At 72.3% G+C, this 26,887-nt stretch carries 23 protein-coding genes; 9 read left to right on the plus strand and 14 right to left on the minus strand.

The window, feature by feature from the left end; genetic code table 11:
* Window positions 1-193 precede the first annotated feature (193 nt).
* A complete protein-coding gene (locus AB0I41_RS06850) occupies window positions 194-1,264 on the plus strand; it encodes an LCP family protein (RefSeq protein WP_357102681.1) in 1,071 nt (356 codons plus the stop codon).
* Here AB0I41_RS06850 and AB0I41_RS06855 read toward each other — a convergent pair.
* Entirely contained in the window at window positions 1,248-1,691 is a 444-nt protein-coding gene (locus tag AB0I41_RS06855; RefSeq protein ID WP_357102683.1) for a hypothetical protein, read from the minus strand. The two genes, AB0I41_RS06850 and AB0I41_RS06855, sit on opposite strands and share 17 nt — an antisense overlap.
* Window positions 1,688-2,263 (minus strand): hypothetical protein, encoded by a 576-nt coding sequence (locus tag AB0I41_RS06860; protein WP_357102684.1) that lies wholly within the window; start codon window positions 2,261-2,263, stop codon window positions 1,688-1,690. The genes AB0I41_RS06855 and AB0I41_RS06860 overlap by 4 nt, the downstream gene beginning before the upstream one ends.
* Window positions 2,264-2,548: 285 nt before the next feature.
* Between AB0I41_RS06860 and AB0I41_RS06865 the strand changes: the two genes are divergently transcribed.
* The gene (locus AB0I41_RS06865; RefSeq protein WP_357102686.1) at window positions 2,549-3,502 is read left to right on the plus strand and encodes a DUF389 domain-containing protein; all 954 of its coding nucleotides are present in this window, start codon (window positions 2,549-2,551) and stop codon (window positions 3,500-3,502) included.
* A gap of 183 nt (window positions 3,503-3,685) precedes the next feature.
* Here the strand turns inward: AB0I41_RS06865 and AB0I41_RS06870 are convergent, their stop codons facing one another.
* A complete protein-coding gene (locus tag AB0I41_RS06870) occupies window positions 3,686-6,040 on the minus strand; it encodes a Tex family protein (RefSeq protein ID WP_357102688.1) in 2,355 nt (784 codons plus the stop codon).
* A 149-nt stretch (window positions 6,041-6,189) separates the two neighbouring features.
* Here AB0I41_RS06870 and dgt point away from each other — a divergent pair, with 149 nt between their 5' ends.
* Entirely contained in the window at window positions 6,190-7,701 is a 1,512-nt protein-coding gene (gene dgt / locus AB0I41_RS06875; protein WP_357102690.1) for a dGTP triphosphohydrolase, read from the plus strand.
* Window positions 7,702-7,804: 103 nt separating this feature from the next.
* Here the strand turns inward: dgt and AB0I41_RS06880 are convergent, their stop codons facing one another.
* From AB0I41_RS06880 to AB0I41_RS06915, 8 genes are all read right to left on the minus strand, one after another.
* A complete protein-coding gene (locus AB0I41_RS06880; RefSeq protein ID WP_357102692.1) occupies window positions 7,805-8,449 on the minus strand; it encodes a NeuD/PglB/VioB family sugar acetyltransferase in 645 nt (214 codons plus the stop codon).
* Entirely contained in the window at window positions 8,446-9,108 is a 663-nt protein-coding gene (locus tag AB0I41_RS06885) for a sugar transferase (protein ID WP_357102694.1), read from the minus strand. Before AB0I41_RS06885 ends, AB0I41_RS06880 begins: the two co-directional genes overlap by 4 nt.
* Window positions 9,105-10,235 (minus strand): aminotransferase class I/II-fold pyridoxal phosphate-dependent enzyme, encoded by a 1,131-nt coding sequence (locus AB0I41_RS06890; protein WP_357102696.1) that lies wholly within the window; start codon window positions 10,233-10,235, stop codon window positions 9,105-9,107. Before AB0I41_RS06890 ends, AB0I41_RS06885 begins: the two co-directional genes overlap by 4 nt.
* 208 nt (window positions 10,236-10,443) lie before the next feature.
* Complete coding sequence (locus tag AB0I41_RS06895; protein WP_357102735.1) at window positions 10,444-11,529, minus strand: MBL fold metallo-hydrolase; 1,086 nt, start codon at window positions 11,527-11,529, stop codon at window positions 10,444-10,446.
* Window positions 11,530-11,649: 120 nt separating this feature from the next.
* Window positions 11,650-11,802, minus strand: coding sequence for a hypothetical protein (locus tag AB0I41_RS06900; protein ID WP_357102699.1), 153 nt, complete (start codon window positions 11,800-11,802; stop codon window positions 11,650-11,652).
* Between the two features lie 226 nt (window positions 11,803-12,028).
* Entirely contained in the window at window positions 12,029-12,790 is a 762-nt protein-coding gene (locus tag AB0I41_RS06905) for a succinate dehydrogenase/fumarate reductase iron-sulfur subunit (protein ID WP_357102701.1), read from the minus strand.
* Window positions 12,787-14,724: a fumarate reductase/succinate dehydrogenase flavoprotein subunit gene (locus AB0I41_RS06910; RefSeq protein ID WP_357102703.1), complete on the minus strand. Its 1,938-nt coding sequence runs from the start codon at window positions 14,722-14,724 to the stop codon at window positions 12,787-12,789. Before AB0I41_RS06910 ends, AB0I41_RS06905 begins: the two co-directional genes overlap by 4 nt.
* A gap of 2 nt (window positions 14,725-14,726) precedes the next feature.
* Window positions 14,727-15,458 (minus strand): succinate dehydrogenase cytochrome b subunit, encoded by a 732-nt coding sequence (locus AB0I41_RS06915; protein ID WP_357102705.1) that lies wholly within the window; start codon window positions 15,456-15,458, stop codon window positions 14,727-14,729.
* Window positions 15,459-15,487: 29 nt separating this feature from the next.
* Between AB0I41_RS06915 and AB0I41_RS06920 the strand changes: the two genes are divergently transcribed.
* A complete protein-coding gene (locus AB0I41_RS06920; RefSeq protein WP_357102707.1) occupies window positions 15,488-16,426 on the plus strand; it encodes a LysR family transcriptional regulator in 939 nt (312 codons plus the stop codon).
* A gap of 9 nt (window positions 16,427-16,435) precedes the next feature.
* Here the strand turns inward: AB0I41_RS06920 and hrpA are convergent, their stop codons facing one another.
* A complete protein-coding gene (hrpA, locus tag AB0I41_RS06925) occupies window positions 16,436-20,494 on the minus strand; it encodes an ATP-dependent RNA helicase HrpA (RefSeq protein ID WP_357102709.1) in 4,059 nt (1,352 codons plus the stop codon).
* Between the two features lie 150 nt (window positions 20,495-20,644).
* On the opposite strand from hrpA, the gene AB0I41_RS06930 reads away from it, so the two are divergent.
* On the plus strand, window positions 20,645-21,118 hold the full coding sequence (locus tag AB0I41_RS06930; RefSeq protein ID WP_357102711.1) for a cytidine deaminase: 474 nt from the start codon (window positions 20,645-20,647) through the stop codon (window positions 21,116-21,118).
* A 4-nt stretch (window positions 21,119-21,122) separates the two neighbouring features.
* Here AB0I41_RS06930 and AB0I41_RS06935 read toward each other — a convergent pair whose 3' ends face one another.
* Window positions 21,123-21,482: a YciI family protein gene (locus AB0I41_RS06935; protein WP_357102713.1), complete on the minus strand. Its 360-nt coding sequence runs from the start codon at window positions 21,480-21,482 to the stop codon at window positions 21,123-21,125.
* Window positions 21,483-21,622: 140 nt separating this feature from the next.
* On the opposite strand from AB0I41_RS06935, the gene AB0I41_RS06940 reads away from it, so the two are divergent.
* From AB0I41_RS06940 to AB0I41_RS06955, 4 genes are read left to right on the plus strand one after another with little or no spacing between them, the layout of a single operon-like run.
* Window positions 21,623-22,669, plus strand: coding sequence for an iron ABC transporter permease (locus AB0I41_RS06940; protein ID WP_357102716.1), 1,047 nt, complete (start codon window positions 21,623-21,625; stop codon window positions 22,667-22,669).
* Window positions 22,666-23,772: an iron ABC transporter permease gene (locus AB0I41_RS06945; RefSeq protein WP_357102718.1), complete on the plus strand. Its 1,107-nt coding sequence runs from the start codon at window positions 22,666-22,668 to the stop codon at window positions 23,770-23,772. The genes AB0I41_RS06940 and AB0I41_RS06945 overlap by 4 nt, the downstream gene beginning before the upstream one ends.
* 26 nt (window positions 23,773-23,798) lie before the next feature.
* Window positions 23,799-24,734 (plus strand): ABC transporter ATP-binding protein, encoded by a 936-nt coding sequence (locus tag AB0I41_RS06950; protein WP_357102720.1) that lies wholly within the window; start codon window positions 23,799-23,801, stop codon window positions 24,732-24,734.
* Window positions 24,734-25,678, plus strand: a complete 945-nt coding sequence (locus tag AB0I41_RS06955; RefSeq protein WP_357102722.1) for an iron-siderophore ABC transporter substrate-binding protein — start codon at window positions 24,734-24,736, stop codon at window positions 25,676-25,678. Before AB0I41_RS06950 ends, AB0I41_RS06955 begins: the two co-directional genes overlap by 1 nt.
* Window positions 25,679-25,822: 144 nt before the next feature.
* On the opposite strand, the gene AB0I41_RS06960 is transcribed toward AB0I41_RS06955, so the two are convergent.
* Entirely contained in the window at window positions 25,823-26,725 is a 903-nt protein-coding gene (locus AB0I41_RS06960) for a DUF559 domain-containing protein (RefSeq protein ID WP_357102724.1), read from the minus strand.
* Window positions 26,726-26,887 lie beyond the last annotated feature (162 nt).

Genomic DNA, 26,887 nt, shown 5'->3' on the forward strand with positions numbered 1-26,887 from the left:
GGACCTGGTACGGGGTAGCCGGCGGGCGGGCCCGCAGCAGCGACCGTCCCGCCCTGAGCAGGCGGATCACGCCGGCCGGCAACCTGCGCCGGCCGCCCGCCTGGTGGCCCTACCCCTCACGCAACACCCACGATCGTGGGGGTCCGTCGTGTTTCACCTATCTCATCCTGTTTGTCGGACTACGCTCTTGATCATGGACATGGAGAGGTCTGGGTCTGCGGTAGAGGTGGGCCAGGAGCCGCCGGTCGCGGCGGAGCGCGCCGGCCGGCGATGGTTCCGCAGCCGGTGGGCGCGGCTGACCGCTCTGATCGGCGCCCTCGTGTTGGTGATCGTGACCGGTGGCGGCGGCGTCGGTGCCTGGCTCTACGTCCGCTCGCTGGAACATCAGGTCCGGAAGGTGGACGCGTTCCACGGAATCGTGGAGGAGCAGCGGCCGGTACGGGCGGCCGACGAAGCGATCAACTTTCTCGTGGTGGGTCGGGACCAGGCGGCGGGGACCGATGCGACGTCCCGCACCGACAGCATCATGCTGGTCCACGTCGCGCATAGCCGGGACCGCGCCCAGCTGATCTCGATTCCCCGGGACACCTGGACCACCGTGCCGGCCTCGTCGGACGGGGGTGCCCCGACAGAGGCGAAGATCAACGCTGCGTACGCCTGGGGCGGGACGCCCCTGCTGGTCCGCACGATCGAAGGGTTCACCGGGGTCCGCATCGACCACGTCGTCCTGCTGGACTTCGTCGGATTCACCAAGGTCATCGACATGCTCGGCGGGGTGGATGTGACGGTCGACCGCCGCTTCACCTCGGCGGCGTCGGCAGGACGGGTGTACGAGCCGGGCGTACACCGCATGAACAGCGCGGTCGCGCTCGAGTACGCGCGCGAGCGGCACCAGTTCGCCGACGGTGACTACAGCCGGATGCGCCACCAGCAAGCCATCGTGGCCGCCGTACTGCGGGAGGTCGCCCGGAAGGGCATCCTCACCAGTCCGAATCAACTCGACAACTTCCTCCGCGGGATCGTCGGCGCGGTGGAGGTGGACCACGACATGTCGATATCCCAGACCGCGTGGGATCTCCGGCAGATCGGTGCCGATGACATCACCTTCCTCACCTGCCCGAACACCGGCGTGGGCATGGTGGGTGACCAGAGTGTGATCTTCCCGGATCCGGCCGCGGCGGCAAAGCTGTTCACGGCGGTACGACAGGACACCATGGGGGAGTGGCTGGCCGAGAATCCCGGGACCGTCAACCCTCCGAATTGAGCGCGCTGGGCCGGCATCCGGCGCTGACCGGCCAGGGACCTCCCCGCCGTGGACGTCGCTGCGGGTCACCGCGGGGACTACCCACGCCTGCGGGTGTCAGGAAGTCGTGGATCGCACCGAGGACGACGTCGATCTGCCGCCCGGTCAGCGCGCTGCCGCTGGGCAGCGTCAGGCCGTCGGCGAAGAGCCGCTCGGCCGCTCCCGTCAGCAGGCTCACCTGCAGTCGGCGTACGCCGGTTGCAGGTGCATCGGTGTACCGGACCGCGTCGGCGGTCGCCACGAACGTCAGCGTCGGTGCGACCTCCCGCTCGACGGCTTGGAGATCCGGACCGACCGGCGCGACCCAACCGGACCGCAGCGCGGCGATCAGGTACGACTCCTCGAGTGGTCCGACGTCGGGCGCGGACAGGTGGATGGTCTGGCTCATCGGTCATCTCCAGGTACGAAAGTCTCGACGGGATCAATCGATGGACCGCCGAACAGGACGCGGCCTGGCACGGGTTCGCGCACAACATCGCCCGCGGGTCGACGCCGCTGGTCCGGCACTTTTGGCTTACGGGCTGACCGAGACGGCCAACCCGTCGACCCGCCCGCCCGGTGCCGCCCCGACGAACCGCGCTGGTCAACCTGCCGACGCCCGGGCTGCATGACCGTCAGGAACAGCAGCAGCCACACCACCGTCGCTACCCGGTTCGCCGTCAACGTCGGCACCCCCAGGTCACCCACCACCACGATCAGTGGCACCCCACCGCCAACCCACCTGACCTGCGGAGACATCTCACCCCGGACCTGAGCCCACCGCACCACCAGGGCGACCAGGACGAGCCCGTGCACGACCATCCCCACGACCCCGCCCAGCACCAACGCCTCCACCCACCCGCTGTCGTAGGGCATGGCCAGCCCGCCCAGCCCGTATCCGAACCACGGGGCGTCGCGCAGCACCGAATCCACCACCTCGTCCAGGGTGGACTGCTCCCCGTACCGGCCAGCGGAATACAAGGTGACGAGGCCGCTGCCCGTGCTGATGCATGAGCTTGATCCTCTGTCTCGGCCGCCGGCAGGTGTGCTCCTCGGAATGCTCAACGGTCATGAGCCGTGGCGGTCGTGTCGCGGGTGCCGGGGTTTGGGTCACAGCCCGGCCAACGCCGCCTCCACCTTCTTCGCCGGCGACGGCTTCGCCCTTCCCGACACCCTGACCAGCACCGCCCCGCCACCGGCGCGGGAGGTGTGGCCGTCCGGCGAACCGCATAGAGTGCTCGGCGTTCGTCCCGTGAGAGGAGAGCCGTGCTACACCTCAGGGTGATCGCACCGTCGGACCGGTCGGGCGAGGTCGCCGACCTGCTGGCGGCCGATCCCGGCGTGACCCACCTCGTGGTGCTGCCCGGCGCCGCCCGCCAGCCGGCCGGCGACTACCTCACCTGCGACGTGGTCCGGGAGAGCGCCGACGGCGTGCTGCGCAAGCTCCAGGAACTGGGCGTCGAGGCGCACGGCGCCATCGCCGCGGACGACGTGGAGTTGACCCTCTCGGCCGCCGCCGACAAGGCCGCGCACGACGCCCCAGGGCGCGGCGAGGACGCCGTGGTGTGGGACGAGATCGCCGTGAAGACCGGGGAGCAGACCGCGCTCAGCGGGACGTTTCTGGCCCTCATCATGGTGGCCACGATGATCGCCGGCATCGGTGTACTGCTCGACCAGCCGATCCTGATCGTCGGCGCGATGGTGGTCGGTCCGGAGTTCGGCCCGCTCGCCGCGCTCAGCGTCGCGCTGCTGCGCCGCAACTGGGGGGTCGTCGGCCGGTCGGTGCAGGCCCTGGCCGTCGGTTTCGTCGCCGCCATGCTGGTCACCGTGCTGAGCACCTGGGCGCTGACCGCCGCCGGCCTGGTCGACCGGGGCACGCTGCTGGCTCCCCGGCCGTTGACCGACTTCATCTGGCGACCCGACGCGTTGTCCTGGGTGGTCGGCCTGCTCGCCGGGATCGCCGGCATGCTCTCGCTGACCTCGAAGAAGTCCGGTGCGCTGGTCGGGGTGCTGATCTCGGTGACCACCGTGCCGGCCGCCGCGAACGTCGCCGTGGCCACCGCGTACGGGGTGTGGCACGAGGCGGCCGGTTCCGCGCTCCAACTGGTGATCAACCTGTCCGCGATCGTGCTGGCCGGCCTCGCCACCCTGGCCGTACTGCGGCTCTCGTGGTGGCAGGTGCGACAGCGGGCGGCCGGGCACCCAATCTCCGGGCGCTGACCCGACTCAGGCCCATCGGTCGCCGGCCGCCAGCCGGAGCCGCCGGTGCCCGCACCGCGTCAGCCGCCGCGACCGGTCCGCCTGCCGGCCGGTCGGCCCCCGGTCACGCTGTCGAGCTGACTCGTCCACGACATCGGTCCACCGATGCGTTCGCGACATCAGCTCGACAGCACCCGAACGACCTCAGGCCAGGCCGGCGCGGCGCAGCGCGTCCGCCAGCGCGCTGTTGGCCGGCTCCGGCGCTCCGGCGCCGCGACCCTGCCGCTGCTGCTGGCCGCCCCGCGACCCGCCGCCCTGGCCGCCCCGCTCCCGGCGCCCGTCGTCGCCCGGCGGGCGGCCGCCGCCGGCCGCCGCCTCGTCGTCCAGCCGCAGGGTCAGCGAGATGCGCTTGCGGGGCACGTCGACGTCGAGCACCCGGACCCGGACCACGTCGCCGGACTTCACCACGTCCCGCGGGTCCTTCACGAAGGTGTGCGACATCGCGGAGACGTGCACCAGGCCGTCCTGGTGTACGCCGACGTCGACGAACGCGCCGAACGCGGCCACGTTGGTGACCACGCCCTCCAGGATCATCCCGGGCTTCAGATCGCCGATCGTCTCGACGCCCTCGACGAACGTCGCCGTCCGGAACTCCGGGCGCGGGTCGCGGCCGGGCTTCTCCAGCTCGGCGAGGATGTCGGTGACGGTGGGCAGGCCGAACGTGTCGTCGACGAAGTCGGTCGCCCGGAGCCCGCGCAGGATCGCGCTCCGCCCGATCAGGGAGCGCACGTCCTGCCCGGTGTGGGCGAGGATCCGCCGCACCACCGGGTACGCCTCGGGGTGCACGCTGGAGGAGTCGAGCGGGTCGTCACCGCCGGGGATGCGCAGGAAGCCGGCACACTGCTCGAACGCCTTCGGGCCGAGTCGGGACACCTTCCTCAGGTCCGCCCGGGTCCGGAACGGCCCGTTGGCGTCCCGGTGCAGCACGATGTTCTCCGCCAGCCCGGCGCCGATGCCGGAGACCCGGGTGAGCAGCGGAGCGGAGGCGGTGTTGACGTCGACGCCGATCCCGTTGACGCAGTCCTCGACCACCGCGTCCAGCGAGCGCGACAGCTTCACCTCGGACAGGTCGTGCTGGTACTGCCCGACGCCGATCGAGCGCGGATCGATCTTCACCAGCTCGGCGAGCGGGTCCTGGAGGCGGCGGGCGATGGAGACCGCGCCGCGCAGCGACACGTCCAGCCCGGGCAGCTCCTGCGAGGCGTACGCGGAGGCGGAGTAGACCGACGCCCCGGCCTCGGAGACCACCACCTTGGTCAGCTTCAGCTCCGGGTGCCGCTTGATCAGGTCACCGGCGAGCTTGTCGGTCTCCCGGCTGGCGGTGCCGTTGCCGATCGCGATCAGCTCGACCCGGTGCGCCGCGGCCAGCTTGGCCAGAATGTCGATCGAGGCGTCCCACTGCCGGCGCGGCTCGTGGGGATAGATCGTGTGGGTGGCGACCACCTTGCCGGTGGCGTCCACCACGGCCACCTTCACGCCGGTGCGCAGACCCGGGTCCAGGCCCATGGTCGGCCGGGTGCCGGCGGGCGCGGCGAGCAGCAGGTCGCGCAGGTTGGTCGCGAAGACCCGCACGGCCTCCTCCTCGGCCGCCTGCCAGAGTCGCATCCGCAGGTCCGCGCCGAGGTGGATGAGGATCCGGGTACGCCAGGCCCAGCGCACCGTGTCGGTCAGCCACCTGTCGGCGGGACGCCCCTGGTCGCTGACGCCGAACCGGCCGGCGATCGCCGCCTCGTACCGGGTCGGCCCGCTGACCACGGCGTCGGAGTCACCCTCCGGCTCCGGGTCCATGGTCAGGTCGAGCACGCCCTCCTTCTCGCCCCGGAACATCGCGAGGATCCGGTGCGAGGGGAGCTTCGGGTACGGCTCGGCGAAGTCGAAGTAGTCGGCGAACTTGGCGCCGGCGCTCTCCTGGCCGTCGCGTACCCGGGAGACCAGCCGGCCCCGCGACCACATCTGCTCCCGCAGCGTGCCGATCAGGTCGGCGTCCTCGGCGAAGCGCTCGATGAGGATGGCCCGGGCGCCCTCCAGCGCGGCGGCCGGGTCGGCGACCCCCTGGTCCGCGTCGACGTAGCCGGCGGCGGCCGTCTTCGGGTCCTGCCTCGGGTCGGCGAGCAGCGCGTCGGCCAGCGGCTCCAGCCCGGCCTCGCGGGCGATCTGCGCCCGGGTCCGCCGCTTCGGCTTGTACGGCAGGTAGATGTCCTCCAGCCGGGACTTCGAGTCGGCGGCCATGATCTGCGCTTCCAGGGCCTCGTCGAGCTTGCCCTGGGACCGGATCGACTCCAGCACCGCGGCGCGCCGCTCGTCCAGCTCGCGCAGGTAGCGCAGCCGTTCCTCGAGGGTGCGCAGCTGCGCGTCGTCGAGCAGGCCGGTGGCCTCCTTGCGGTAGCGGGCGATGAACGGCACGGTGGCGCCGCCGTCGAGCAGCTCCACGGCCGCCCGTACCTGACGTTCGGCGACGCCGAGCTCGTCGGCGATCCGCTGATGAACAGACTGGGTCACGATCTGATCCGCCTTCTCGGGTGGGTTCCGCCCTGCATTGTGCCGCCTGCCCCCGACGGCGCTCGGCACCCCCGGCCGCAGCGCGTGCCGCCCGGCCGCGTCGCCGACCCGCCGCTGCCGACCGGTCCGCTGCGCTACCGTGGGCGATCATGGAACAACCTGCGGATCCACGGGCCCGACGGCTCTTCGGTGGCAGCGCACGGGCGCTCGGCGACCTGGCCGTCAGCCCGTTCCGGGCCGACCGGGACCGGATCATCGCGTCGCCCTTCTTCACCCGGCTGGGCGGGGTGACCCAGGTGGTCAGCCCGGGCGGGTCCGGCCTGCTGGTGCACAACCGGCTCACCCACAGCCTCAAGGTCGCCCAGGTGGCCCGGGCGATCGCCGAGCGGCTGACCGCCGACCCGGCGCACCGGGACCTGCTGGAGAAGCTGGGCGGCTGCGACCCGGACGTGGTGGAGGCCGCCGCGCTCGCCCACGACCTCGGTCACCCGCCCTTCGGGCACCTGGGGGAGCGGGTGCTGGACCGGCTGGCCCGGCAGCGCCTCGGGCTGCCTGACGGCTTCGAGGGCAACGCCCAGTCGTACCGGATCGTCACCAGTACGGAGATCCGGGGCGCGGCGACCACCGGCCTGGACCTGACGGCGGCGGTCCGGGCGGCGATGCTGAAGTACCCGTGGACCCGCCTCGACCACCCGGACCCGCACCCGCGGCACCTCGAGCCGGCGCCCCGTGGCGCGGCCGCCCCGCCCGACGAGCCGGAGAGCGGGTCGGCGAAGTTCGGCGCGTACCGGACCGAGCTGGACGATCTGCGGCAGGCCCGGGAGCCGTTCGCCGGGCGGATCCCGGACTGGCAGCAGACCCCGGAGGCGTCCATCATGGACACCGCCGACGACATCGCGTACGCGATCCACGACGTGGAGGACTTCTACCGGGTCGGGGTGCTCCAGCAGGGCGCGGTGGCCGCCGAGCTGATGGCCTGGCAGCGGGAGTGCGGGCACTTCCGTTCGATCACCGGCGCCGCGCTGACCGCCGCCGGGCGGCGTCCCGGCGTGGCCATCGAGCGGCTGCGCCGCCAGCTGCACCGCAAGGACGCCTGGATCGCCGACGACGAGGCGTTCGCCGCCGCCGTGGAACACGTCCGCGAGGAGCTGGTGGAGGGGCTGCTGGCCCTGCCGTTCGACGGGTCGATCGAGGCGGAGCAGTACGTGGCCCGGTTCTCCGCCCGCTGGTCCACCCGGTTCGTCGAGGCCATCACGGTGGCCCCGGAGCCGGGCCTCCGCTCCGGGTACGTGCTGCTGGCCGGGGCGCAGTGGCACGAGGTGCAGGTGCTCAAGTTCGTCCACCACCGCTTCGTGCTGGCCCGCCCGGACCTGGCGCTGCACCAGCGCGGCCAGGCGCGGCTGCTCGGCTCGCTGGTGGAGGCGCTCTGGGGCTGGCTGCTCGACCCGGAGGAGGAGTCCCGGCTGCCCCGCCGCCTGCACGACCTGGTCGAGCTGGCCGAGGCCGAGCTGCACCCGCGTACGCCGGACCGGATCGGCCGGGCCCGGGGCCGGGCGATCGTCGACTTCGTCGCGCAGCTCACCGACGGACAGGCGGTGGCGATGCTGGACGCGCTGTCCGGGCGCTCCGGCGCCCTCTGGACGGACGCGTTCGTGCTCTGACCCGCGAGCACCTGAACCGGTGGCTCCCAGTATGGAGAACCCTGTCCGCGGATCCGGGCCCGCCCGCGGCGGCGATCACGGACGCGGCCGGTCGGCCGGCCGCTCACCTCGCGGGTACGCCCTTCACGGTCGTCCCCGCGGGCACGTCCCGGGTCACGCAGGCGCCCGCGCCCACGGTTGTCGCCGCCCCTATGTGGAGGCCCGGCAGGACGACGGCCGCCGCGCCGACCAGAGCCGCCACGTCCAGTCGGCAGTCGCCGGAGACCGCGGCGAGCGGGTGCAACGACACGTAGTCGCCCACGACGCAGTCGTGCGCGAGCGTGCAGTTCTGGTTGATGTGCACGTGCCGTCCGACGCTCACGCTGGTGGTCACCCTCGCCCCCGCGAAGACGACCAGGCCCTCGGCGGCGACCAGGTCGTCGCCGACGGTCGCGTCCGGATGCACCAGCCGGGCGAACGTCAACCCGAGGACGTCCAACCGGTCCCCGACGGTCCGCCTGACCCGCGGGTCCCCGATGCCGAGGGCCACGTGGGTTCCTTCCGGAAGGTGGGCCAGGATCGCCAGCGGCCCGAGGTGGGCCGCGCCAAGCGCGGCGACGCGTTTGCGGTTCAGCTCGGACGGGTTGTCATCGACGAATCCGGCGAGCCGCCACGGTGGTTCGTGGGCACTGTCGTTGATGGCGCGGACGATCCCGGCCACCTCCCGGCCGTGGCCGCCGCATCCCACGATCACAATGTCGGTACTCATCGCGCAGCCTCCCCCGCCGCCACGGGGAGCGGTGCCGGCGCGGCACACCCGGCCTGCTGTGCGGAGCCCAGGAACTCGTGCGCCGTGGCGCTGCCCGGGGCGGTGATTCCCTCCCGCCGCAGCACGGCTCTGGCCGTCCTGGCGAGAATAACCAGATCCAGCAGCACGCTGCGGTGCTCGACGTACCAGACGTCGTAGGCGAACTTCTCGTCCCAGTCCAGACCGTTGCGCCCGTTGACCTGCGCCAGGCCGGTGAGTCCCGGGCGTACCTGGTGCCGGCGGAACTGCGTTGGGCTGTAGCGGAAGCGGTAGCGGTTCGGCAGCGGGCGCGGCCCGACGAGACTCATCTCCCCGCGGAGCACGTTCCACAGGCTGGGCAGCTCGTCGAGACTGGTGTCCCGGAGCCATCGTCCCAGCGGGGTGAGCCGGTCCCCGTCGCCCGTCGTGCCGCGGCCCTCCACGTCGGTCGTCATCGATCGAAACTTGAGAATGGTGAACCTCCGGCCGCCCAGCCCGATCCGTTCCTGGCGGAACAGCACCGGACGGCCCATCGTCAGGAGTATCGCGGTGGCGACGGCGATCAGCAGTGGCGCGCACAGCACCAGGGCGACGGTGGCGACCACGATGTCGATCAGGCGCTTGAGGGCGAGACCCATCATCGGGCCGCCAGGAAGTCCGTGATCGTGCCGATCACGTGGTCGACCTGGTCGGAGGTGAGCGCGGAACCGCTGGGCAGCGTGACGCCCGATTCGTACAACCCGTCGGCGGCACCGGTCAGCGCCGCGCGGCAGCCCTGATGGACCGGCTGCCGGTGCATCGGCTTCCACATCGGACGGGTCTCGATGCCGCGCTCGGCAAGGTACGCCGCGAGTTCGGCAGCGGTCCACGAGGTGCGGAGCGGGTCGACGACCAGCGTGGTGAGCCAGCAGTTGCCGTCGGGGTCCGCGTCGTTGAGGATGCGTACGCCGTCGACCGGCGCGAACAGCTTCGCGTACTGCTCCCGGATGCGACGGCGGCGGGCGATCATCCCGTCGATCCGCTGGAGCTGTGCGCGGCCGAGCGCGGCGAGCAGGTTGCTCAGCCGGTAGTTGTAGCCGACGTCGCGGTGCTCGTAGTGGGCCACCGGTTCCCGGGCCTGCGTCGCCAGATGGCGGCACCGGGCCAGCAGCGCCGCATCGTCTGAGGTGATCATGCCGCCCCCGGAGGTCGTGATCAACTTGTTGCCGTTGAAGGAGAAGATCGCGACCCGTCCGAAGGAGCCGGCCGGACGGCCGGCGTGGGCCGAGCCGAGGGCTTGGGCGGCGTCCTCGATCAGCGGTACGCCCGCGGCCTCGCAGACGGGCCGGATACGGGAGTAGTCGGCGCAACTGCCGTTGATGTCGACGGCGATGACCGCGGCGACCTGATGTCCCTCGCGCTGCAACCGGGGGAGCAGCTCGCTGAGCAGCGCGGGGTCCACGTTTCCGGTGGCGGGGTCGCAGTCGGTGAACACCGGCTGTGCGCCGGTGTAGACGACGGCGTTCGCCGTCGCGGCGAAGGTCAGCGTCGGGACGATGACCAGCCGTCCGTGCGCCGCGCCGACGCAGAGCAGCGCCAGGTGCAGGGCAGCGGTGCCAGAGCTGACGGCGACAGCGCCGGCGGTGCCGGCCCGGCTGGCGATCTCCCGCTCAAACTCGTCGATGTCCGGTCCGGCGGGTGCCACCCAGCCGGAGCGGAGCGCGCGGAGCACGAAGGCCTCCTCCAGTGGCCCGATGTCGGGAGAGGAGAGCAGGACGCGGGCGCTCACGAGCCGCTGCTTCCGGGCGGGAGGGCGTCACCCTCGCCATCGACCAAAGACATGTGGTGGGAATCCACGGGTTCCTCCGACCGATCGACCATCTAGCGCACAATACCGAAATAGGGCATTGTTCGGACCAGATGCCGGAAATTCGCCCGATCGGCTCGTTTGGTCGCCAAGCGCCCAGGCTGCTCCTGATGATCAGTGGTGGCAGTGGTCAGGTGAGCGCCTGCCACCAGCCGTCCACCGGCGGCGGGTCGTCCACCACGACCCGCTCGCCCGGGCGCGGCACCGCCAGCCGGACGTCGCGGGCCTTCGCCTCGGTCCAGAGCCGGTCCACCGGCTCGGACCAGTCGTGCAGGGCGAGGTTGAAGGTGGCCCAGTGCACCGGGACGAGCAGGTCGCCGCGCAGGTCGAGGTGGGCGGCGACCGCCTCCTCGGGGAACATGTGGATGCTCGGCCAGGCCCGGTCGTACGCCCCGATCTGCATCAGCGTGACGTCGAACGGGCCGTGCTCGGTGCCGATCTCGGCGTAGCCGTCGAAGTAGCCGGAGTCGCCGGTGTAGAAGATCTTCCGATGCGTCCCGGCCACCACCCACGAACTCCACAGGGTGGCGTCGCGGCGCAGCCCGCGCCCGGAGAAGTGCTGGGCAGCGGTGGCGGTGACGGTCAACCCGCCGACGCGGTGGCTCTCCGACCAGTCCAGCTCGACGATCCGCTCCTCCGGTACGCCCCAGCGGTCCAGGTGGGCGCCGACACCGAGCGGGACCAGGAACGGCGCGGGCTGGTGGACGAGCAGCCCGCGCACGGTCGCCAGGTCCAGGTGGTCGTAGTGGTCGTGGGAGATGAGGATGGCATCGAGGCGGGGCAGCTCGTCGAGGCGTACCGGCGGCCGGTGGATGCGGCGCGGGCCGATCCGCGCCGACGGGGAGCAGCGGTCGCTCCACACCGGGTCGACCAGCACCCGGTGCCCCTCGATCTCGATCAGCGCCGACGCGTGGCCGTACCAGACGATGCCCAGCTCCCGGGTGGTGTCCTCCGGGGCCGGGTCGGCCGGCCGCAGCAGCGGGACCGCCCTGCCGGGCCGCCGCCTGTGCTTGCCGAACACCAGCTCCTTGAGCAGGTTGCGGCCCGGGTCGGCGACCGTGGTGCGGGTGCTCGTCGGGTTGTGGAAGGTGCCGTCCCGGAACTGGGGTGAGCGGGCGACGCGTGCCAACCGGGCACCGGTGAGTCGGCCGCCGAGCTGGGCGGGCACGTCCCGACCCGCCCAGGCCACCCCGGCCAGCGCCGCCACGCCGGCCATCCGCCACAGCCGGCGGCCCAGTGCTCGCTCGACCGCCCGTTCCTCCGCCGTGCTCATCGCTGTCCCCTCCCGTGTCCCGCAGTACACGGTAGCCACCCCGACTCCGGTCCGCCGCCGCGCTCAGCGCACCCGGGGCAGCACCGCCGAGCCGGCGGTCGCCGTCGCGGCGCCCAGGGCGCGGACCGCCTGCGGCAGGTCGGGTGGCCAGCCACCCGGACCGCCTCGCCGGCCGGGTTCGGGGCGAACACGATGCCGCCGCAGGAGTGCCTTCATGCCTGAATGTCCCCCCTTCGCTGCCGTCCATCGGGACTGCTACCCGCGAGGGGCGACTTGAACCGGCTGGCCGGCTCGGTGGTGCGGGACCGATATCTGTGCGGGAGGCTACGACGGGGTAGCCGCAGCCGACGCACCCGGCGTACCCCTGGAAAAGGCCGACCGCCACACCCCGGTGCGGGGTGCGGCGGTCGGTGAGCTCGGACGGCGGGTGGCCCGCCGGGGCTCAGGAGCCCGGGGTGCCGGCGTTCTTCGACGTCGCCTTGAGGTAGTCCCGGTTGAGCCGGCCGATGGTGTTCAGCGGGATGCCCTTCGGGCAGACCACCGTGCACTCGCCGGCGTTGGTGCAGCCGCCGAAGCCGGCCTCGTCGTGCGCGTCGACCATGCCGATCACCCGGGTGTAGCGCTCCGGCTGGCCCTGCGGCAGCAGCGAGAGCTGGGTGACCTTGGCGGCGGTGAAGAGCATGCCGGAGCCGTTGGGGCAGGCCGCCACGCAGGCGCCGCAGCCGATGCAGGCGGCCGACTCGAAGGCGGCGTCCGCGTCGGCCTTGGCCACCGGGCTGGCGTGCGCCTCGGGGGCACTGCCGGTCGGGGCGGTGATGTAACCACCGGCGGCGATGATCCTGTCGAAGGCGCTCCGGTTGACCACCAGGTCCTTGACGACCGGGAAGGCGCGGGCCCGCCACGGCTCGATGTCGATCGTCTCGCCGTCGGAGAACTGCCGCATGTGCAGCTGGCACGCGGTGGTGCCCCGCTGCGGCCCGTGCGCGTCGCCGTTGATCATCAGCCCGCACATGCCGCAGATGCCCTCACGGCAGTCGTGGTCGAACGCGACCGGCTCCTCGCCGGAGAGGATGAGCCGCTCGTTGAGCACGTCGAGCATCTCCAGGAACGACATGTCCGGGGAGACGTCGTCGACCTGGTAGGTCACCATCCGACCCTTGTCCTGAGGGCCCTTCTGGCGCCAGATGCGCAGGGTCAGGTTCACTTGTAGCTCCGCTGCGTGGGGTGGACGTATTCGAACTTCAGGTCTTCCTTGTGCAGCACGGCCGGCTCGTCGGTGCCGGTGTACTCCCAGGCCGCCACGTAGGCGAACCGGTCGTCGTCGCGCTGCGCCTCGCCGTCCGGGGTCTGGTACTCGGCCCGGAAGTGGCCGCCGCAGGACTCCTCGCGGTGCAGGGCGTCGATGCACATCAGCTCGGCCAGCTCGAAGAAGTCGGCCACCCGGCCGGCCTTCTCCAGCGACTGGTTGAGCCCCTCGCCGTCGCCCGGCACCCGCACCCGCTGCCAGAACTGCTCCCGCAGCGCGCGGATCTCGTCGATCGCCTTGCGCAGCCCGGCGTCACTGCGCTCCATGCCGCAGTGCTCCCACATGATCTGGCCGAGCTCCCGGTGGAACGAGTCCACGGTCCGGTCGCCGTCGACCGCCAGCAGCCGGGCGATCCGGTCCTCGACGTCGCGGCGGGCCGCGATCGCCTCCGGGTGGCTCGCCTCGACCTTCTCCAGCTGGCCGGAGGCCAGGTAGTTGGCGATCGTGCTGGGCAGCACGAAGTAGCCGTCGGCCAGGCCCTGCATCAGCGCGGAGGCGCCGAGCCGGTTCGCGCCGTGGTCGGAGAAGTTCGCCTCACCGATCACGAAGAGACCCGGGATCGTCGACTGGAGGTCGTAGTCGACCCAGAGGCCGCCCATCGTGTAGTGCACGGCGGGGTAGATCCGCATCGGGACCTCGTACGGGTCCTCGCCGGTGATCCGCTCGTACATCTCGAAGAGGTTGCCGTACTTGGCCTCGATCGCCTTGCGGCCGAGCCGGTCGATGGCGGCGGCGAAGTCGAGGTACACGCCGAGCCTGGTCGGGCCGACGCCCCGGCCCTCGTCGCAGACGTTCTTCGCGGCGCGGGAGGCGATGTCCCGGGGGACCAGGTTGCCGAAGGAGGGGTAGATCCGCTCCAGGTAGTAGTCCCGCTCGTCCTCGGGGATGTCCCTCGGGTTGCGCTCGTCGCCCTTGGCCTTCGGCACCCAGACCCGGCCGTCGTTGCGCAGCGACTCGCTCATCAGGGTCAGCTTCGACTGGTGGTCGCCGGAGACCGGGATGCAGGTCGGGTGGATCTGCGTGTAGCAGGGGTTGGCGAAGTACGCGCCCTTGCGGTGCGCCCGCCAGGTGGCGGTGACGTTGCAGCCCTTGGCGTTGGTGGAGAGGTAGAAGACGTTGCCGTAGCCGCCGGAGGCGAGCACGACCGCGTCGGCCATCTCGGTGCTGATCTCGCCGGTGACCAGGTCCCGCACGACGATGCCCCGGGCCTTGCCGTCGACGACGACCAGCTCCAGCATCTCGTGCCGGGCGTTCATCTCCACGTTGCCCAGGCCGATCTGCCGCTCCAGCGCCTGGTACGCCCCGAGCAGCAGCTGCTGGCCCGTCTGGCCCCGCGCGTAGAAGGTCCGCTGCACCTGCGCGCCACCGAAGGAGCGGGTGTCCAGCAGGCCGCCGTACTCGCGGGCGAATGGCACGCCCTGCGCCACGCACTGGTCGATGATGTTGACCGAGACCTCGGCCAGCCGGTGCACGTTCGACTCCCGGGAGCGGAAGTCGCCGCCCTTGACGGTGTCGTAGAAGAGCCGGTGCACCGAGTCGCCGTCGTTGCGGTAGTTCTTGGCGGCGTTGATGCCGCCCTGGGCGGCGATCGAGTGGGCCCGGCGCGGGCTGTCCTGGTAGCAGTAGGACCTGACCCGGTAGCCCTGCTCGGCGAGCGTGGCGGCGGCGGAGCCGCCGGCCAGGCCGGTGCCCACCACGATCACGGTCATCTTCCGGCGGTTGGCCGGGTTGACCAGCTTGGCCTCGAAGCGGCGTCGGTCCCAGCGGGTCTCGATCGGGCCCTCGGGAGCCTTGGCGTCGGCGACCGGGTCGCCCTCGGTGAAGAGATCCATGGTCAGGACACCAATCCGGTGAGTACGGCGAACGGGACCACCAGGTAGCCGGCGCAGAGCACGACGGCGAAGACCAACGCGGCGGTGCGGGCGCGGAGCTCGCCCTTCGGCGACTGCTGACCGAGGCTGCGGAACGCGCTGAACGCGCCGTGGCGCAGGTGGAAGCCGAGCGCCACGATCGCCAGGGTGTAGAAGAGCGTCACGTACCAGCGCTCCGGCGCGAAGTCGGCGACCACGTTGCCGTACGGGTTGCTGACGTCGCCCTGGGGATTCAGGTGACCGGTGGTCAGGTCCAGGATGTGATAGATCACGAAGAGCAGGATGATCACCCCACCCCAGCGCATGGTGCGGGCCGCGTAGCTGCCCTGGACCTTCTTGCGGTGGGCGTACCTGACCGGGCGCGCGGCGCGGGCGCGCAGGGCCAGCACGGTGGCGGCGGCGATGTGCGCCAGCACGGCCACGGTCAGCACGGTGCGCTGGATCCACAGGTACCAGGTCGAGGGGAGCAGCGGCGTGCCGATGTCGCGCAGCCAGTGCGCGTAGTGGTCGAACGAGGTCTCCCCCGTGAACACCTTCAGGTTGCCGAGCATGTGCGCGATGAGGAAGAGCGCAAGCAGAATGCCCGTCACCGCCATGACGGCCTTCAGGCCGACGTTCGAGCGGATGGGCGACCGAGTTTTCGTGATTACCACCTGACCGACGCTAGGAGCACTTTGATCAGTCGTCCAATGCATCGACCTCGCAGTCTTGATAGCCGTAGGCTATGAAGATGCAGCTCCATCAGCTGAAGTACTTCGTCGCGGTCGCAGAAGTACGACATTTCACCCAAGCCGCCGACATCGTCGGCATCACCCAACCCTCGTTGAGTAAGCAAATTCACGCCCTGGAGACCGACCTCGGGGCCCCGCTCTTCGAACGGGTAAGGGGCAACATCGCCCTCACCGCGGCCGGTGAGGTGCTGCTGCCGTTGGCCAAGCGGATCCTCGCCGACGTCGACACCGCCACCCGCGAGGTGCAGGAGCTGGTCGGCCTGCGCCGGGGCCGGGTCCGCCTCGGCGCCACCCCCAGCCTGGCCACCTCGCTCGCCCCGCCCGTGCTGCGCCGGTTCCGCGACGCCCACCCCACGGTGGACCTGCGGGTGGAGGAGGGCGGCTCGCAGGACCTGGTCCGTGACCTGCTCCGCGGCGACCTCGACCTGGCGCTGATCATCATGCCGGGCGGCGGCACCGACCCCGGGCTGCGTACCGACCCGATCCTGCGGGAGAGCCTGGTGGTCGCCTCGGTGGACCCGCTGCCAGCCACGCCGGAGACCGGTCAGCTGCGCATCACCGACCTGCGCGACCAGCCGCTGGTGATGTTCCGCGAGGGCTACGACCTGCGCGACGCCACCATCCAGGCCTGCCGGGACGCCGGCTTCGAGCCGACCATCTCGGTCGACGGCGGCGAGATGGACGCCGTGCTCAGCTTCGTCGAGGCGGGGCTGGGCATCGCGCTCGTGCCCGGCATCGTGGTCGCCCGCCGGGCCGGCGTCCGGGTCACCCGGCTCGCCCCGCCCGGTGTACGGCGGACCATCGCGGTGGCCCGCCGCCGGGACGTGGTGCCCACCCACGCCGGCCGCGAGCTGCGCCGGATACTGCTCGAGTACGTCCACGACGCCACCACCGCCGACGAGCTGCCGCCGGGGGTGGAGCCGCTGCCGTAGCCGGCCCGGTCAGCGACCCTCGGCGTCGTCCATCGCCCGGTAGATCCGCTGCTCCGACACGGGGTACGGGGTGCCGAGCGCCTGGGCGAAGACGTTCACCCGCAGCTCCTCGATCATCCACCGGATCTGCCGTACCGCCGCCGAGTTGCGGCGGCTCGGGGGCAGCGCGGCGAGCATGTCGGCGTACTCCTTCTGCACCACCGCGATCCGGTCCTGCTGCTGCTTGTCCCGCTGGGGATCGCCGGGCAGCCGGTCCAGCCGGCGCTCGATCGCGGTCAGGTAGCGCAGCAGGTCGGGCAGGCGGGCGTACCCGGTCTCGGTGACGAAGCCCTTGTGCACCAGACCGGAGAGCTGGTGGCGGATGTCCGCCAGGGCGGCCACCACGGCCAGGTTCCGGGTCGCGCCGAGCCGCTGCTCCACCGCGTACCCGGCGGCGAGGACTCGCCGGACCCGGTCCATCACCTCGACCACGGTGTCGACCAGGTCGGCGCGGACCCGCTCGCGCAGCGCGGCGAAGCCCTCGGCGTCCCAGGCCGGCCCGCCCGCGTCGGCGACCAGCTTGTCGATCGCCGCGCCGGCGGCGTCGGAGATCAGCTCCTGCACCCCGCCGTGCGGGTTTCGGCTCAGCGCCAGCTTCGCCTCGTTGGACAGCCGCCCCTGGAGGAACTTCGCCGGTGACGGCACGGTCAGCCGCAGCAGCCGTCGGGTGCCCGCCCAGTGCGCCGCGGCCTGCTCGGCCTCGGAGTCGAAGACCTTCACCCCGACCGTCGTGCCCTCGTCGACCAGCGCCGGGTACGCGGTCACCGCGTAGCCGGCGCGGACCTGCTCGATGGTGCGGGGCAGGGCGCCGATGCTCCAGTCCGTCAGCCCGGTGCGGGCCACGTCCGGTGCGGCGGCCGCCACGACCTGGCGTACCTCCTGGCGGAGCTCGCGTTGCAGGGCCGGCAGGTCCTTGCCCTCGGCGACCGGCTTGTTCTCCTCGTCGAGCACCCGGAAGCTGACCCGCAGGTGGGCCGGGAGCCGGTCGAGGTCCCAGGCGTCGCGCGGCACGGTGACGCCGGTCATCCGACGCAGCTGCCGGCTCAGCGCGTCGAGCAGCGGCTCCTCGCCGGCCGGCATCGCCGCCAGCGCGGCCCGGGCGTAGTCCGGCACCGGGACGAAGTTGCGGCGGATCGCCTTGGGCAGCGACCGGATCAACGCGACCACCAGTTCCTCGCGCAGCCCCGGCACCTGCCAGTCGAAGCTCTCCGCCGGCACCTGGTTGAGCAGCGGCAGCGGGATGTCGACGGTCACGCCGTCGGTCGGGGTGCCCGGGTCGAAGGTGTAGGTCAGCGGCAGGGTGACGCTGTCGGCCTGCCACTCGTCCGGGTAGTCGGCCTCGTCCACCCCGCCGCGGCCGGCGTTGACCAGCAGCTCCCGGGTGAAGGTGAGCAGGTCGGGCTGCTCCCGGCGGGTCTTCTTCCACCACGAGTCGAAGTGCCGCCCGGAGACCACGTCGGCGGGGATGCGCTGGTCGTAGAAGCCGAAGATCGTCTCGTCGTCGACCAGGATGTCCCGGCGGCGGGCCCGATTCTCCAGCTCCTCGATCTCGGTGCGGAGCTTCTGGTTGTCCCGCCAGAACTGGTGGTGGGTCTGCCAGTCGCCCTCCACCAGGGCGTGCCGGATGAACAGCTCCCGGGACAGTGCCGGGTCGATCCGTCCGAAGTTGACCTTGCGCGAGGTGACCAGCGGGATGCCGTACAGGGTGACCTTCTCGTAGGCCATCACCGCGGCCTGCTTCTTCTCCCAGTGCGGCTCGCTGTAGCTGCGCTTGACCAGGTGCTGCGCGAGCGGCTCGACCCACTCCGGCTCGACCCGCCCGGCGACCCGGCCCCAGAGCCGGGAGGTCTCCACCAGCTCGGCGGCCATCACCCAGCGCGGCGGCTTCCGGAACAGCGCCGAACCGGGGAAGAGGGCGAACTTCGCCCCCCGGGCACCCAGGTATTCGTGCTTCTGGGCGTCCTTGAGGCCGATGTGCGAGAGCAGGCCGGGCAGCAGCGACTGGTGCACCTTCGGGGTGTCGATCTCCTCCGGCAGGTCCGCGGCCGGGCCGCGCCGGCCGCCGTCCGCCGGGGCCTCCGCCGCGCCGCGCCGGCCGCGCCGCCCGTCGCCCTGGTCGGGGGTACGGCTCACCTGGCGCAGCTGGCTGACGATGTCCTGCCACTCGCGCACCCGCAGGTAGTTCAGGTGCTCCGCCTTGCACATCCGGCGGAACGCGCTGGACGACAGGGCCCGCTGCTGCTCGCGCAGGTAGCGCCAGAGGTTGAGGAAGGCGACGAAGTCGGACTCGGAGTCGGCGAACCGGGCGTGCGCCTGGTCGGCCTGCGCCTGCTTGTCGGCGGGCCGCTCGCGCGGGTCCTGGATGGATAGCGCGGCGGCGATCACCATCACCTCGGTGGCGCAGCCGTTGCGTTCGCCCTCCAGCACCATCCGGGCCAGCCGGGGGTCGACCGGGAGCTGGGCCAGCCGCCGGCCCAGCGGGGTGAGCCGCTTCGCCGGGTCGGTCTCGGCCGGGTCGAGCGCGCCCAGTTCGTGCAGCAGGTTGACGCCGTCGGTGACGTTGCGCCGGTCCGGCGGGTCGAGGAACGGGAACGCGGCGATGTCGCCGAGCCCGATCGAGGTCATCTGGAGGATGACCGAGGCGAGGTTGGTGCGCAGGATCTCCGGGTCGGTGAACTCGGGCCGGGATCCGAAGTCCTGCTCGTCGTAGAGGCGGATGCAGATGCCGTCCGAGGTGCGCCCGCAGCGGCCCTTGCGCTGGTTGGCCGACGCCTGGGAGACCGGCTCGATGGGCAGCCGCTGCACCTTGAGCCGGCTGCTGTAACGGGAGATCCGGGCGGTGCCCGGGTCCACCACGTACTTGATGCCGGGGACGGTCAGCGACGTCTCGGCGACGTTGGTGGCCAGCACCACCCGCCGCCCGGCGTGCGGGGCGAAGACCCGGTGCTGCTCGGCGGCCGACAGCCGGGCGTACAGGGGGAGGATCTCGGTGCCGAGCAGGGACCGTTTCTTCTCCGCCAGCCTGCCCAGGGCGTCGGCGGTGTCCCGGATCTCCCGCTCGCCGCTGAGGAAGACCAGGATGTCGCCGGGTCCCTCGGCGGCCAGTTCCTCGACCGCGTCGCCGATGGCCTGGATCTGGTCGCGGACGTTCTCCTCGTCGTCGCCCTCGTCCTCCTCGGCCTCGTTCACCTCGACCAGCGGGCGGTACCGCACCTCGACCGGGTACGTCCGCCCGGACACCTCGACGATCGGGGCCGGTACGCCCTCGGGCGCGTCCCCGGTGGGCGGGCCGGCGAAGTGCCGGGCGAACCGGTCGGTCTCGATGGTCGCCGAGGTGATGATCACCTTGAGGTCGGGGCGGCGGGGGAGGAGCTGTTTCAGGTACCCGAGGATGAAGTCGATGTTGAGGCTGCGCTCGTGCGCCTCGTCGATGATCAGCGTGTCGTACTGGCGCAGCATCCGGTCGGTCTGCAACTCGGCCAGCAGAATGCCGTCGGTCATCAGCTTGACCAGGCTGCGGTCGCTGACCTGGTCGGTGAAGCGCACCTTGTAGCCGACCACGTCGCCCAGCTCGGTGCCGAGCTCCTCGGCGATCCGGTCGGCGACCGTCCGGGCGGCGAGCCGGCGGGGTTGGGTGTGCCCGATCAGCCCGTGCACCCCGCGCCCCAGCTCCAGGCAGATCTTGGGCAGCTGGGTGGTCTTGCCGGAGCCGGTCTCGCCCGCCACGATCACCACCTGGTGGTCGCGGATCGCGGCGGCGATGTCGTCCCGGCGTTCGCTGACCGGCAGCTGCGCCGGATAGGTGATCACCGGCACGGCGGCCCGCCGCTCGGCCAGCCGGGCCTCGGCCCGGGCCACGTCCGCGGCGATCTCGGCGAGCGCGCCGTCGCGCTGCTCGGGGTCCCGGAGCTTGCGTACGCCGTCCAGCCGCCGCTGCAGGCGGCGCTGGTCGCGGAACATCAGCGGGGAGAGGCGGCGGTGCAGCTCGCGGACGGTGACGGCCTCGGCGGGTACGGCTGGATTCTGCATGTCGTCGCCAAGGATAGGCAGCCCGTCGCCGGAGCGCTCCCGGGTTACCCCCGGCCGGCCCCCGCCACACTCCGGCGGCGTCGCTGCCCCGGGGTGGGGGCTGGTCAGGCTAAAGTTTCGGCCGACCGACACCGACCCGGGGGCCGCGACATGACGATGCTGGACACCGACCGTGCGCTGGTGCAGGCGGCGACCGCGGTCGCCAAGCTGCGCTGCCGCAGCGACAACCACACCGTCGCCGCCGCGGCCCGGACCGCCGACGGCCGGGTCTTCACCGGCGTGAACGTCTACCACTTCACCGGTGGCCCGTGCGCCGAGGTGGTCGCCATCGGCGCCGCCGCCACCCAGGGGGCGGGCGAGCTGGAGACCATCGTCGCGGTGGGTGACCGGGGTCGGGGCGTCATCCCGCCCTGCGGCCGGTGCCGCCAGGTGCTGCTGGACTACTTCCCGTCGATCAAGGTGATCGTCGGGCCGATGGACGCGCTGCGGCCGGTGCCGGTCGCCGACCTGCTGCCGGAGACGTACGTCTGGGCGGACCACCAGCTCGACGCGCCGATGGCGGTGCGGACCGGGCAGTGGCCGATGCCCACCGTGCCGAGCAGCCGGCCGGCCTCCGAGGACTGACCGCTCAGTCCCCGGCGGCGGCCTCCAGCATCGACCGGGGTACGCCGACGCTCTCGTAGCGCACGTTGCCCTCCGGCACCAGCCAGCTCGCCACCCGGGCGACGAGCTGGCCGGCACGGACCGCCGGATCGTTGGCGTAGAGCTCGCGGGCCTCCTCCGGAGCGATCGGGAGCACCGCCAGACCGCGCAGCGTCGGGTCGTCCGGGTGCAGGAACGGCCCGGCGGCGAGCACCAGTCCCTGCTCCACCAGCCCCGCCTGGTGGGCCAGGTGGGCGTCCCGCAGCCGGTCGGCCGCGTCCCGGGGCAGCTCCGGCGCGTCCGCCGGGCGGCTGAGGAGGACGAGGGTGTGCTGGTCGAATCGCATGGACCCAGGGTAGGGGCGGAATCGCGGGATTTTCCCGGTTGGTCCCAGGTGGATCGGCGGCCGATCGGCGGCCCTCGGTCAGGCCACCCTCACCGTTTCAGCTAAGGTAAGGCGAACCTTAGTTCCAACTCGGGAGCATCGTGACCACTCTCGCCGCACGTCCGGTCGGCGCCGCCCGCCGCACCGGCGGACAGCGGGGCCGCCGCACCGCCGTCGCCGTCGCGGCCGCGCTCGCGCTGCTCCTCGCCGTGCTGGCCAGCCTCGCGCTGGGCAGCCGGCCGTTGGGCGTGGGCCAGGTCTGGACCGCGCTGGTCGCCCCGGACGGGGGAACGGCGAGCACCATCGTGCGTGAGCTGCGGATGCCGCGTACCGCCCTGGGTCTGGTCGTCGGCCTCGCCCTCGCCGTCGCCGGGGTGCTCTTCCAGGCGCTCACCCGCAATCCGCTCGCCGAGCCGCGGATCCTCGGCATCAGCGCCGGAGCCTCCTTCGGCGTGGTGCTGGCCATCGCCGTCCTCGGCGTCGGTAGCCTCGCCGGGTACGTCTGGTTCGGCATCGCCGGCGCGCTCGGCGCCGGCCTGCTGGTCTTCGCCGTCGCCACCCGGACCCGCGAGGGCGCCAGCCCGGTCACCCTCGCGCTGATCGGCGCGGCCCTCGACGCCAGCCTCGGCTCCGTCGTGTACGCGCTGCTCAGCATCGACGCGCGCACCTTCGAGGAGTACCGGTTCTGGGTCGTCGGCGGGTTGACCGGGCGGGACCTCGGCGTCGCCGCCCAGGTACTGCCGTTCGTCCTCGCCGGGCTGGCCCTGGCCGCGGTGGTCGCCCGTGGCCTGGACGCGCTCGCCCTCGGCGACGACGTCGCCCGCGGCCTCGGCCACCGGATCGGCCTGGTACGCCTCGGCGGCGGCGCGGCCGCCGTGCTGCTCACCGGCGCCGCGGTCGCCGCCGCCGGGCCGATCGCCTTCGTCGGGCTCGCCGTGCCGCACCTGGCCCGGGCCCTGGTCGGCGCCGACCACCGCTGGACGCTGGGCGTCTCCGCCCTGCTCGGCCCCACCCTGCTGCTCGGCGCGGACATCGTCGGCCGGCTGGTCGCCCCGCCCGGCGAGGTGCCGGCCGGGATCATCACCGCGCTGATCGGCGCGCCGCTGCTGGCGTACCTGGTCCGCCGGGCGAAGGTGGTGACCGCGTGAGCGCCGGCGACCGCACCGGCGTCGCGCCGGCTGCCGAGCGGGACGCCGAAGGGCGCGGCTCGGCCGGTCCGGTCGGCCTGCCCGGCCGGTCGCTGCTGCGGGTCGGGCCGGTCAGTCTCCAGGTCCGCCGTCGGGCGGTGCTCGTCGCGCTCGCCTCGACCGTGCTGCTCGCCCTCGCCGTGCTGCTCAGCCTCTGCCTCGGCACCCCGTACGTCGCCCCGGCCGACGTGCTCCGCGCGCTCTCCGGCGCCGGCACCCCGTACGACCTGGTCGTGCTCGACCTGCGACTGCCCCGGATCGTGCTGGCCGCGACGGCCGGCGCGGCCTTCGGGATCGCCGGCACGCTCATCCAGAGCGTGGCCCGCAACCCCCTGGCCAGCCCCGACGTCATCGGCATCACCCAGGGCGCGGGGCTGGCCGCCACCGTCGCCATCACCACCGGCGCCGCCGCGATCCTGGTCGCCCCCGCGGCCCTGGTCGGCGGGTTGGCGGCCGCGCTGCTGCTGCTCGCGCTGGGCGCCCGGCACGGGCTGGCCGCGCAGCGGTTCGTGCTGGCCGGCGTCGCCGTCGCGTTCGCCCTGCGGGCGCTGACCGAGGTGGTCATGCTCTCCGCCGACCCGATCGACGGGCTGCGGGCGCAGCTCTGGCTGATCGGTACCCTCGCCGGCAAGGGCTGGACCGAGACGGCCTGGATCGCGCTCACCCTGGCCGTGCTGCTGCCGGTGCTGGCCTGGGCCGGCTGGGCGCTCAACAGCTCCGCGCTGGACGACGACACCGCCCGGGGGATCGGGCTGCGGCCGGTGGCCCGCCGGATCGGCCTGGCCGCCACCGGCGTCGTCGTGGCGGCCACCGTCACCGCCCAGGTCGGCGCGGTCGACTTCGTCGCCCTGGTCGCCCCGCAGGTGGCCCGCCGGCTGGTCCGGGCCGAACGGCCGCCGCTGCTGTGCGCCGCGCTGCTCGGCGCGCTGCTGCTGGTGCTGGCCGACCTCGCCGGCCGGCGGCTGTTCGCCCCCACCCAATTGCCGGCGGGCGTGCTCACCGCCGCCATCGGCGGGCCGTACCTGATGTTCCTGCTGGTCCGCGGCCGTCGGCGGTCGTCGTGACGTCCATCCCTGGCACCGGAGGCGCGATGCTTTCCACCCGCGACCTGGTCGCCGGCTACGACGAACGGATCGTGCTGCACGGGCTCGACCTGGAGTTGCCCGCCGACGCGTTCACCGTCATTGTCGGGCCGAACGCCTGCGGCAAGTCCACCCTGCTGCGCACCATGGCCCGGCTGCTCACGCCCCGGCGGGGCGCCGTGCTGCTGGACGGTACCGCGATCCGCGACCTGCCCACCCGGGAGGTGGCCCGTCGACTGGGCGTGCTGCCGCAGAGCCCGCTGGTGCCGGAGGGCGTCACCGTGGCCGACCTGGTCGGGCGGGGCCGGCAGCCGTACCAGCGGTGGTGGCGGCAGTGGTCGGAGCAGGACGCCGCCGCGGTGGACCGGGCGATGGCGCTCGCCGACGTGGCCGGGCTCGCCGAGCGGCCGGTGGACACCCTCTCCGGCGGCCAGCGGCAGCGGGTCTGGATCGCGATGACCCTCGCCCAGGACACCGAGGCGCTGCTGCTGGACGAGCCGACCACCTTCCTCGACCTGGCCCACCAGGTCGAGGTGCTGGACCTGCTGCACCGGCTGCGCGCCGAGCGGGGCCGGACCGTGGTCGCCGTGCTGCACGACCTCAACCAGGCCGCCCGGTACGCCGACCATCTCGTCGCCATGCGGGCCGGGGCCGTGGTCGCCGCCGGTCCGCCACGGGAGATCCTCACCGCCGAGCTGGTCCGGGACGTCTTCGGACTCGACTGCGTGGTGGTGCCCTGCCCGGTCACCGGCGCCCCGCTGGTGGTGCCCGGGCTCACCAGCCCGTCGCTGGCCCCGCTGCCCGGCGCCGGCACCACGGCCGCTGCCGGTCCGGCTTCCACCACCGGCCGCGGCCCGGCGAGCCCGACCGCTCCGGCGGCCCGCCCCTCCGCCGACGACGCGGACCCCCCGCGTGTCGGCCCGTACCCCTCGAAAGGACTCTGATGCGTCGTCTCGCCGCCACCCTCACCGCGGCCCTCGCCCTCGGCGTGGGCCTCACCGCCTGCGGAGAGAGCGACCCGGTCGCCGGCACCGCCACCGGGGAGACCCGGGAGATCACCCACGCCATGGGCAGCACCAAGGTCCCGGCCGAGCCGAAGCGCGTGGTGGTGCTCGACACCGACAAGATCGACACGGCGCTCTCGCTCGGTGTCACGCCGGTCGGCGCCGCCACCGCGGGTGAGGCGAAGAGCTGGCCGAGCTACTTCGGCGAGGAGAAGCTCGCCGGCATCAAGGAGGTCGGGGTGCTCACCGAGCCCGACCTGGAGGCGATCACCGCGCTGAAGCCGGACCTGATCCTCGGCAGCAAGTTCCGGCAGGAGAAGTTCTACGACGAGCTGAGCGCCATCGCGCCCACCGTCTTCACCGAGAAGGTCGGCATCACCTGGAAGGAGAACCTGGTCCTCGACGGCACGGCGCTCGGCAGGGAGCAGCAGGCCCGCGACCTGCTCGCCGGGTACGAGAAGCGGGCGAAGGAACTCGGCGCGAAGCTGGGCGACGCCGCCTCCCGCGAGGTATCCATCGTGCGCTTCATCCCCGGCAACATCCGGGTGTACGGCCCGGACTCGTTCTCCGGCATCGTCGTCGGCGACACCGGGCTCGGCCGCCCCGAGCGGCAGCGCCTCGACGGCAAGGACGACAAGCGCTTCGACCTGGTCAGCGCCGAGCGGATCAACGAGGTCGACGGTGACGTCATCTTCGTGACCGCGTACGGCGAGAAGGCCGCCGCCGAGCAGGCCAAGGTCACCGCCGGCTCCCTCTGGCAGGGCCTCTCCGCGGTCAAGGCCGGCAAGGCGCACGTCGTCTCCGACGAGGTCTGGATGACCGGCATCGGCGTCAGCGCCGCCAACAAGATCCTCGACGACCTCGAGCAGCACCTCCCCGCCTGACCCCCACCCTCCTTCCCCCACCCCACCCCCACCCCCCAAGATCCGCGCACTTTCACTGAAAGAGTGGTTATTCCGTTGGGAATAGCCACTCTTTCAGTGAATGAGGTCGCGGTGAGTGAATGAGGGTCGCGGTGGCGGATGGGTTCAGGGGTGTTGGGGGGTGCGGGAGCGTAGGGCGGTGCGCACTTCGGAGAGGACGCCGTCGAAGTCTTCGTGCATGCGCTTGCTCGTCACGTGGAGGACGATCCAACCGTCTCCCAGCATCTTGTTGAGACGTTGCCGATCGCGGTGAAACTGGTCCGGGTCGTCGTGCCACAGTCCGTCGTACTCGATGGCGATCTTGAGTTCGGGCCACGCCAGGTCGACCCGGGCGACGAAGCGCCCTGCCCGCCTGATGACGTGCTGGGTGACCGGGCGGGGAAGTCCTGCGCTGACGAGCCGTACTCGCAGTCGCGACTCGGGCAGTGACTCGGCGCCAGCGTCGCTGAGGCTGATCGCTTCGGCAAACCTCCGCCATCCTCGTTGGCCGCGGCGCTCCGACAGGTACCGATCCAGATCGGCCAGGTGCACCGCACCGACGTGGCGGAGCGAGTCGATCAGGGCCACGGCGTCGATGGTTTCGAACCAACACGCGAGATCCCAGCAGGTGCGCACCGGGGTGGTGACCACCATCCCGTCGAGCAGCTGCACCTCACCCTCGCGCCATCGGGCGACATGTATGACGAAACCCCCCAGGGGTCCGAACCGCGACGCCGGTTGGACCACCACCTCAACGGGATCGTCAGGGCGCGGGCTCGCTGCACCGTGGATGGCCGCGGCCGACCTGCCGGCGATCGCGCAACCGGGTGGAAAGAGCCACGATGCGGCTGCACGGCACCGCGTGCGATGGGTTATCTCCAGGCGCGCGTCGGCGTAGACGTTCTGGAATACCTTCCGCCAGGCGCTCGTGCGAAGATCGTTCTTGGTCAACAGGCCACGGTGAATCGCTTCACGGGCGAAGAAGACCCGCCCGACGAGTTCGGCCGGACGACGAGGTGTGCGAGCCACGCCACCACCCTGACAAAAACCGCCCCCACCCATAACCCCCTGTGGACAACCACGCCCGCTGCTCCCACCTCGCGCACACTTTCAGAGAAAGAGTGGCCATTCCGCTTGGAATAGCCACTCTTTCTCTGAAAGTGCGTCTTGGGCGGGGTGGGGGGTGGGGTG

The sequence above is a fragment of the Micromonospora sp. NPDC050200 genome, from assembly GCF_040656135.1.
GTDB lineage: Bacteria > Actinomycetota > Actinomycetes > Mycobacteriales > Micromonosporaceae > Micromonospora.

What these genes read in the sequence shown, in the direction of transcription:
- AB0I41_RS06850 (WP_357102681.1), top strand. Translation starts at nt 194, where the DNA reads ATGGACATGGAGAGGTCTGGGTCTGCGGTAGAGGTGGGCCAGGAGCCG.
- AB0I41_RS06855 (WP_357102683.1), bottom strand. Translation starts at nt 1,691, where the DNA reads ATGAGCCAGACCATCCACCTGTCCGCGCCCGACGTCGGACCACTCGAG.
- dgt (WP_357102690.1), top strand. Translation starts at nt 6,190, where the DNA reads ATGGAACAACCTGCGGATCCACGGGCCCGACGGCTCTTCGGTGGCAGC.
- AB0I41_RS06880 (WP_357102692.1), bottom strand. Translation starts at nt 8,449, where the DNA reads ATGAGTACCGACATTGTGATCGTGGGATGCGGCGGCCACGGCCGGGAG.
- AB0I41_RS06885 (WP_357102694.1), bottom strand. Translation starts at nt 9,108, where the DNA reads ATGATGGGTCTCGCCCTCAAGCGCCTGATCGACATCGTGGTCGCCACC.
- AB0I41_RS06895 (WP_357102735.1), bottom strand. Translation starts at nt 11,529, where the DNA reads ATGGCCGGCGTGGCGGCGCTGGCCGGGGTGGCCTGGGCGGGTCGGGAC.
- AB0I41_RS06900 (WP_357102699.1), bottom strand. Translation starts at nt 11,802, where the DNA reads ATGAAGGCACTCCTGCGGCGGCATCGTGTTCGCCCCGAACCCGGCCGG.
- AB0I41_RS06910 (WP_357102703.1), bottom strand. Translation starts at nt 14,724, where the DNA reads ATGGATCTCTTCACCGAGGGCGACCCGGTCGCCGACGCCAAGGCTCCC.
- AB0I41_RS06915 (WP_357102705.1), bottom strand. Translation starts at nt 15,458, where the DNA reads ATGCATTGGACGACTGATCAAAGTGCTCCTAGCGTCGGTCAGGTGGTA.
- AB0I41_RS06920 (WP_357102707.1), top strand. Translation starts at nt 15,488, where the DNA reads ATGAAGATGCAGCTCCATCAGCTGAAGTACTTCGTCGCGGTCGCAGAA.
- hrpA (WP_357102709.1), bottom strand. Translation starts at nt 20,494, where the DNA reads ATGCAGAATCCAGCCGTACCCGCCGAGGCCGTCACCGTCCGCGAGCTG.
- AB0I41_RS06930 (WP_357102711.1), top strand. Translation starts at nt 20,645, where the DNA reads ATGACGATGCTGGACACCGACCGTGCGCTGGTGCAGGCGGCGACCGCG.
- AB0I41_RS06935 (WP_357102713.1), bottom strand. Translation starts at nt 21,482, where the DNA reads ATGCGATTCGACCAGCACACCCTCGTCCTCCTCAGCCGCCCGGCGGAC.
- AB0I41_RS06950 (WP_357102720.1), top strand. Translation starts at nt 23,799, where the DNA reads ATGCTTTCCACCCGCGACCTGGTCGCCGGCTACGACGAACGGATCGTG.
- AB0I41_RS06955 (WP_357102722.1), top strand. Translation starts at nt 24,734, where the DNA reads ATGCGTCGTCTCGCCGCCACCCTCACCGCGGCCCTCGCCCTCGGCGTG.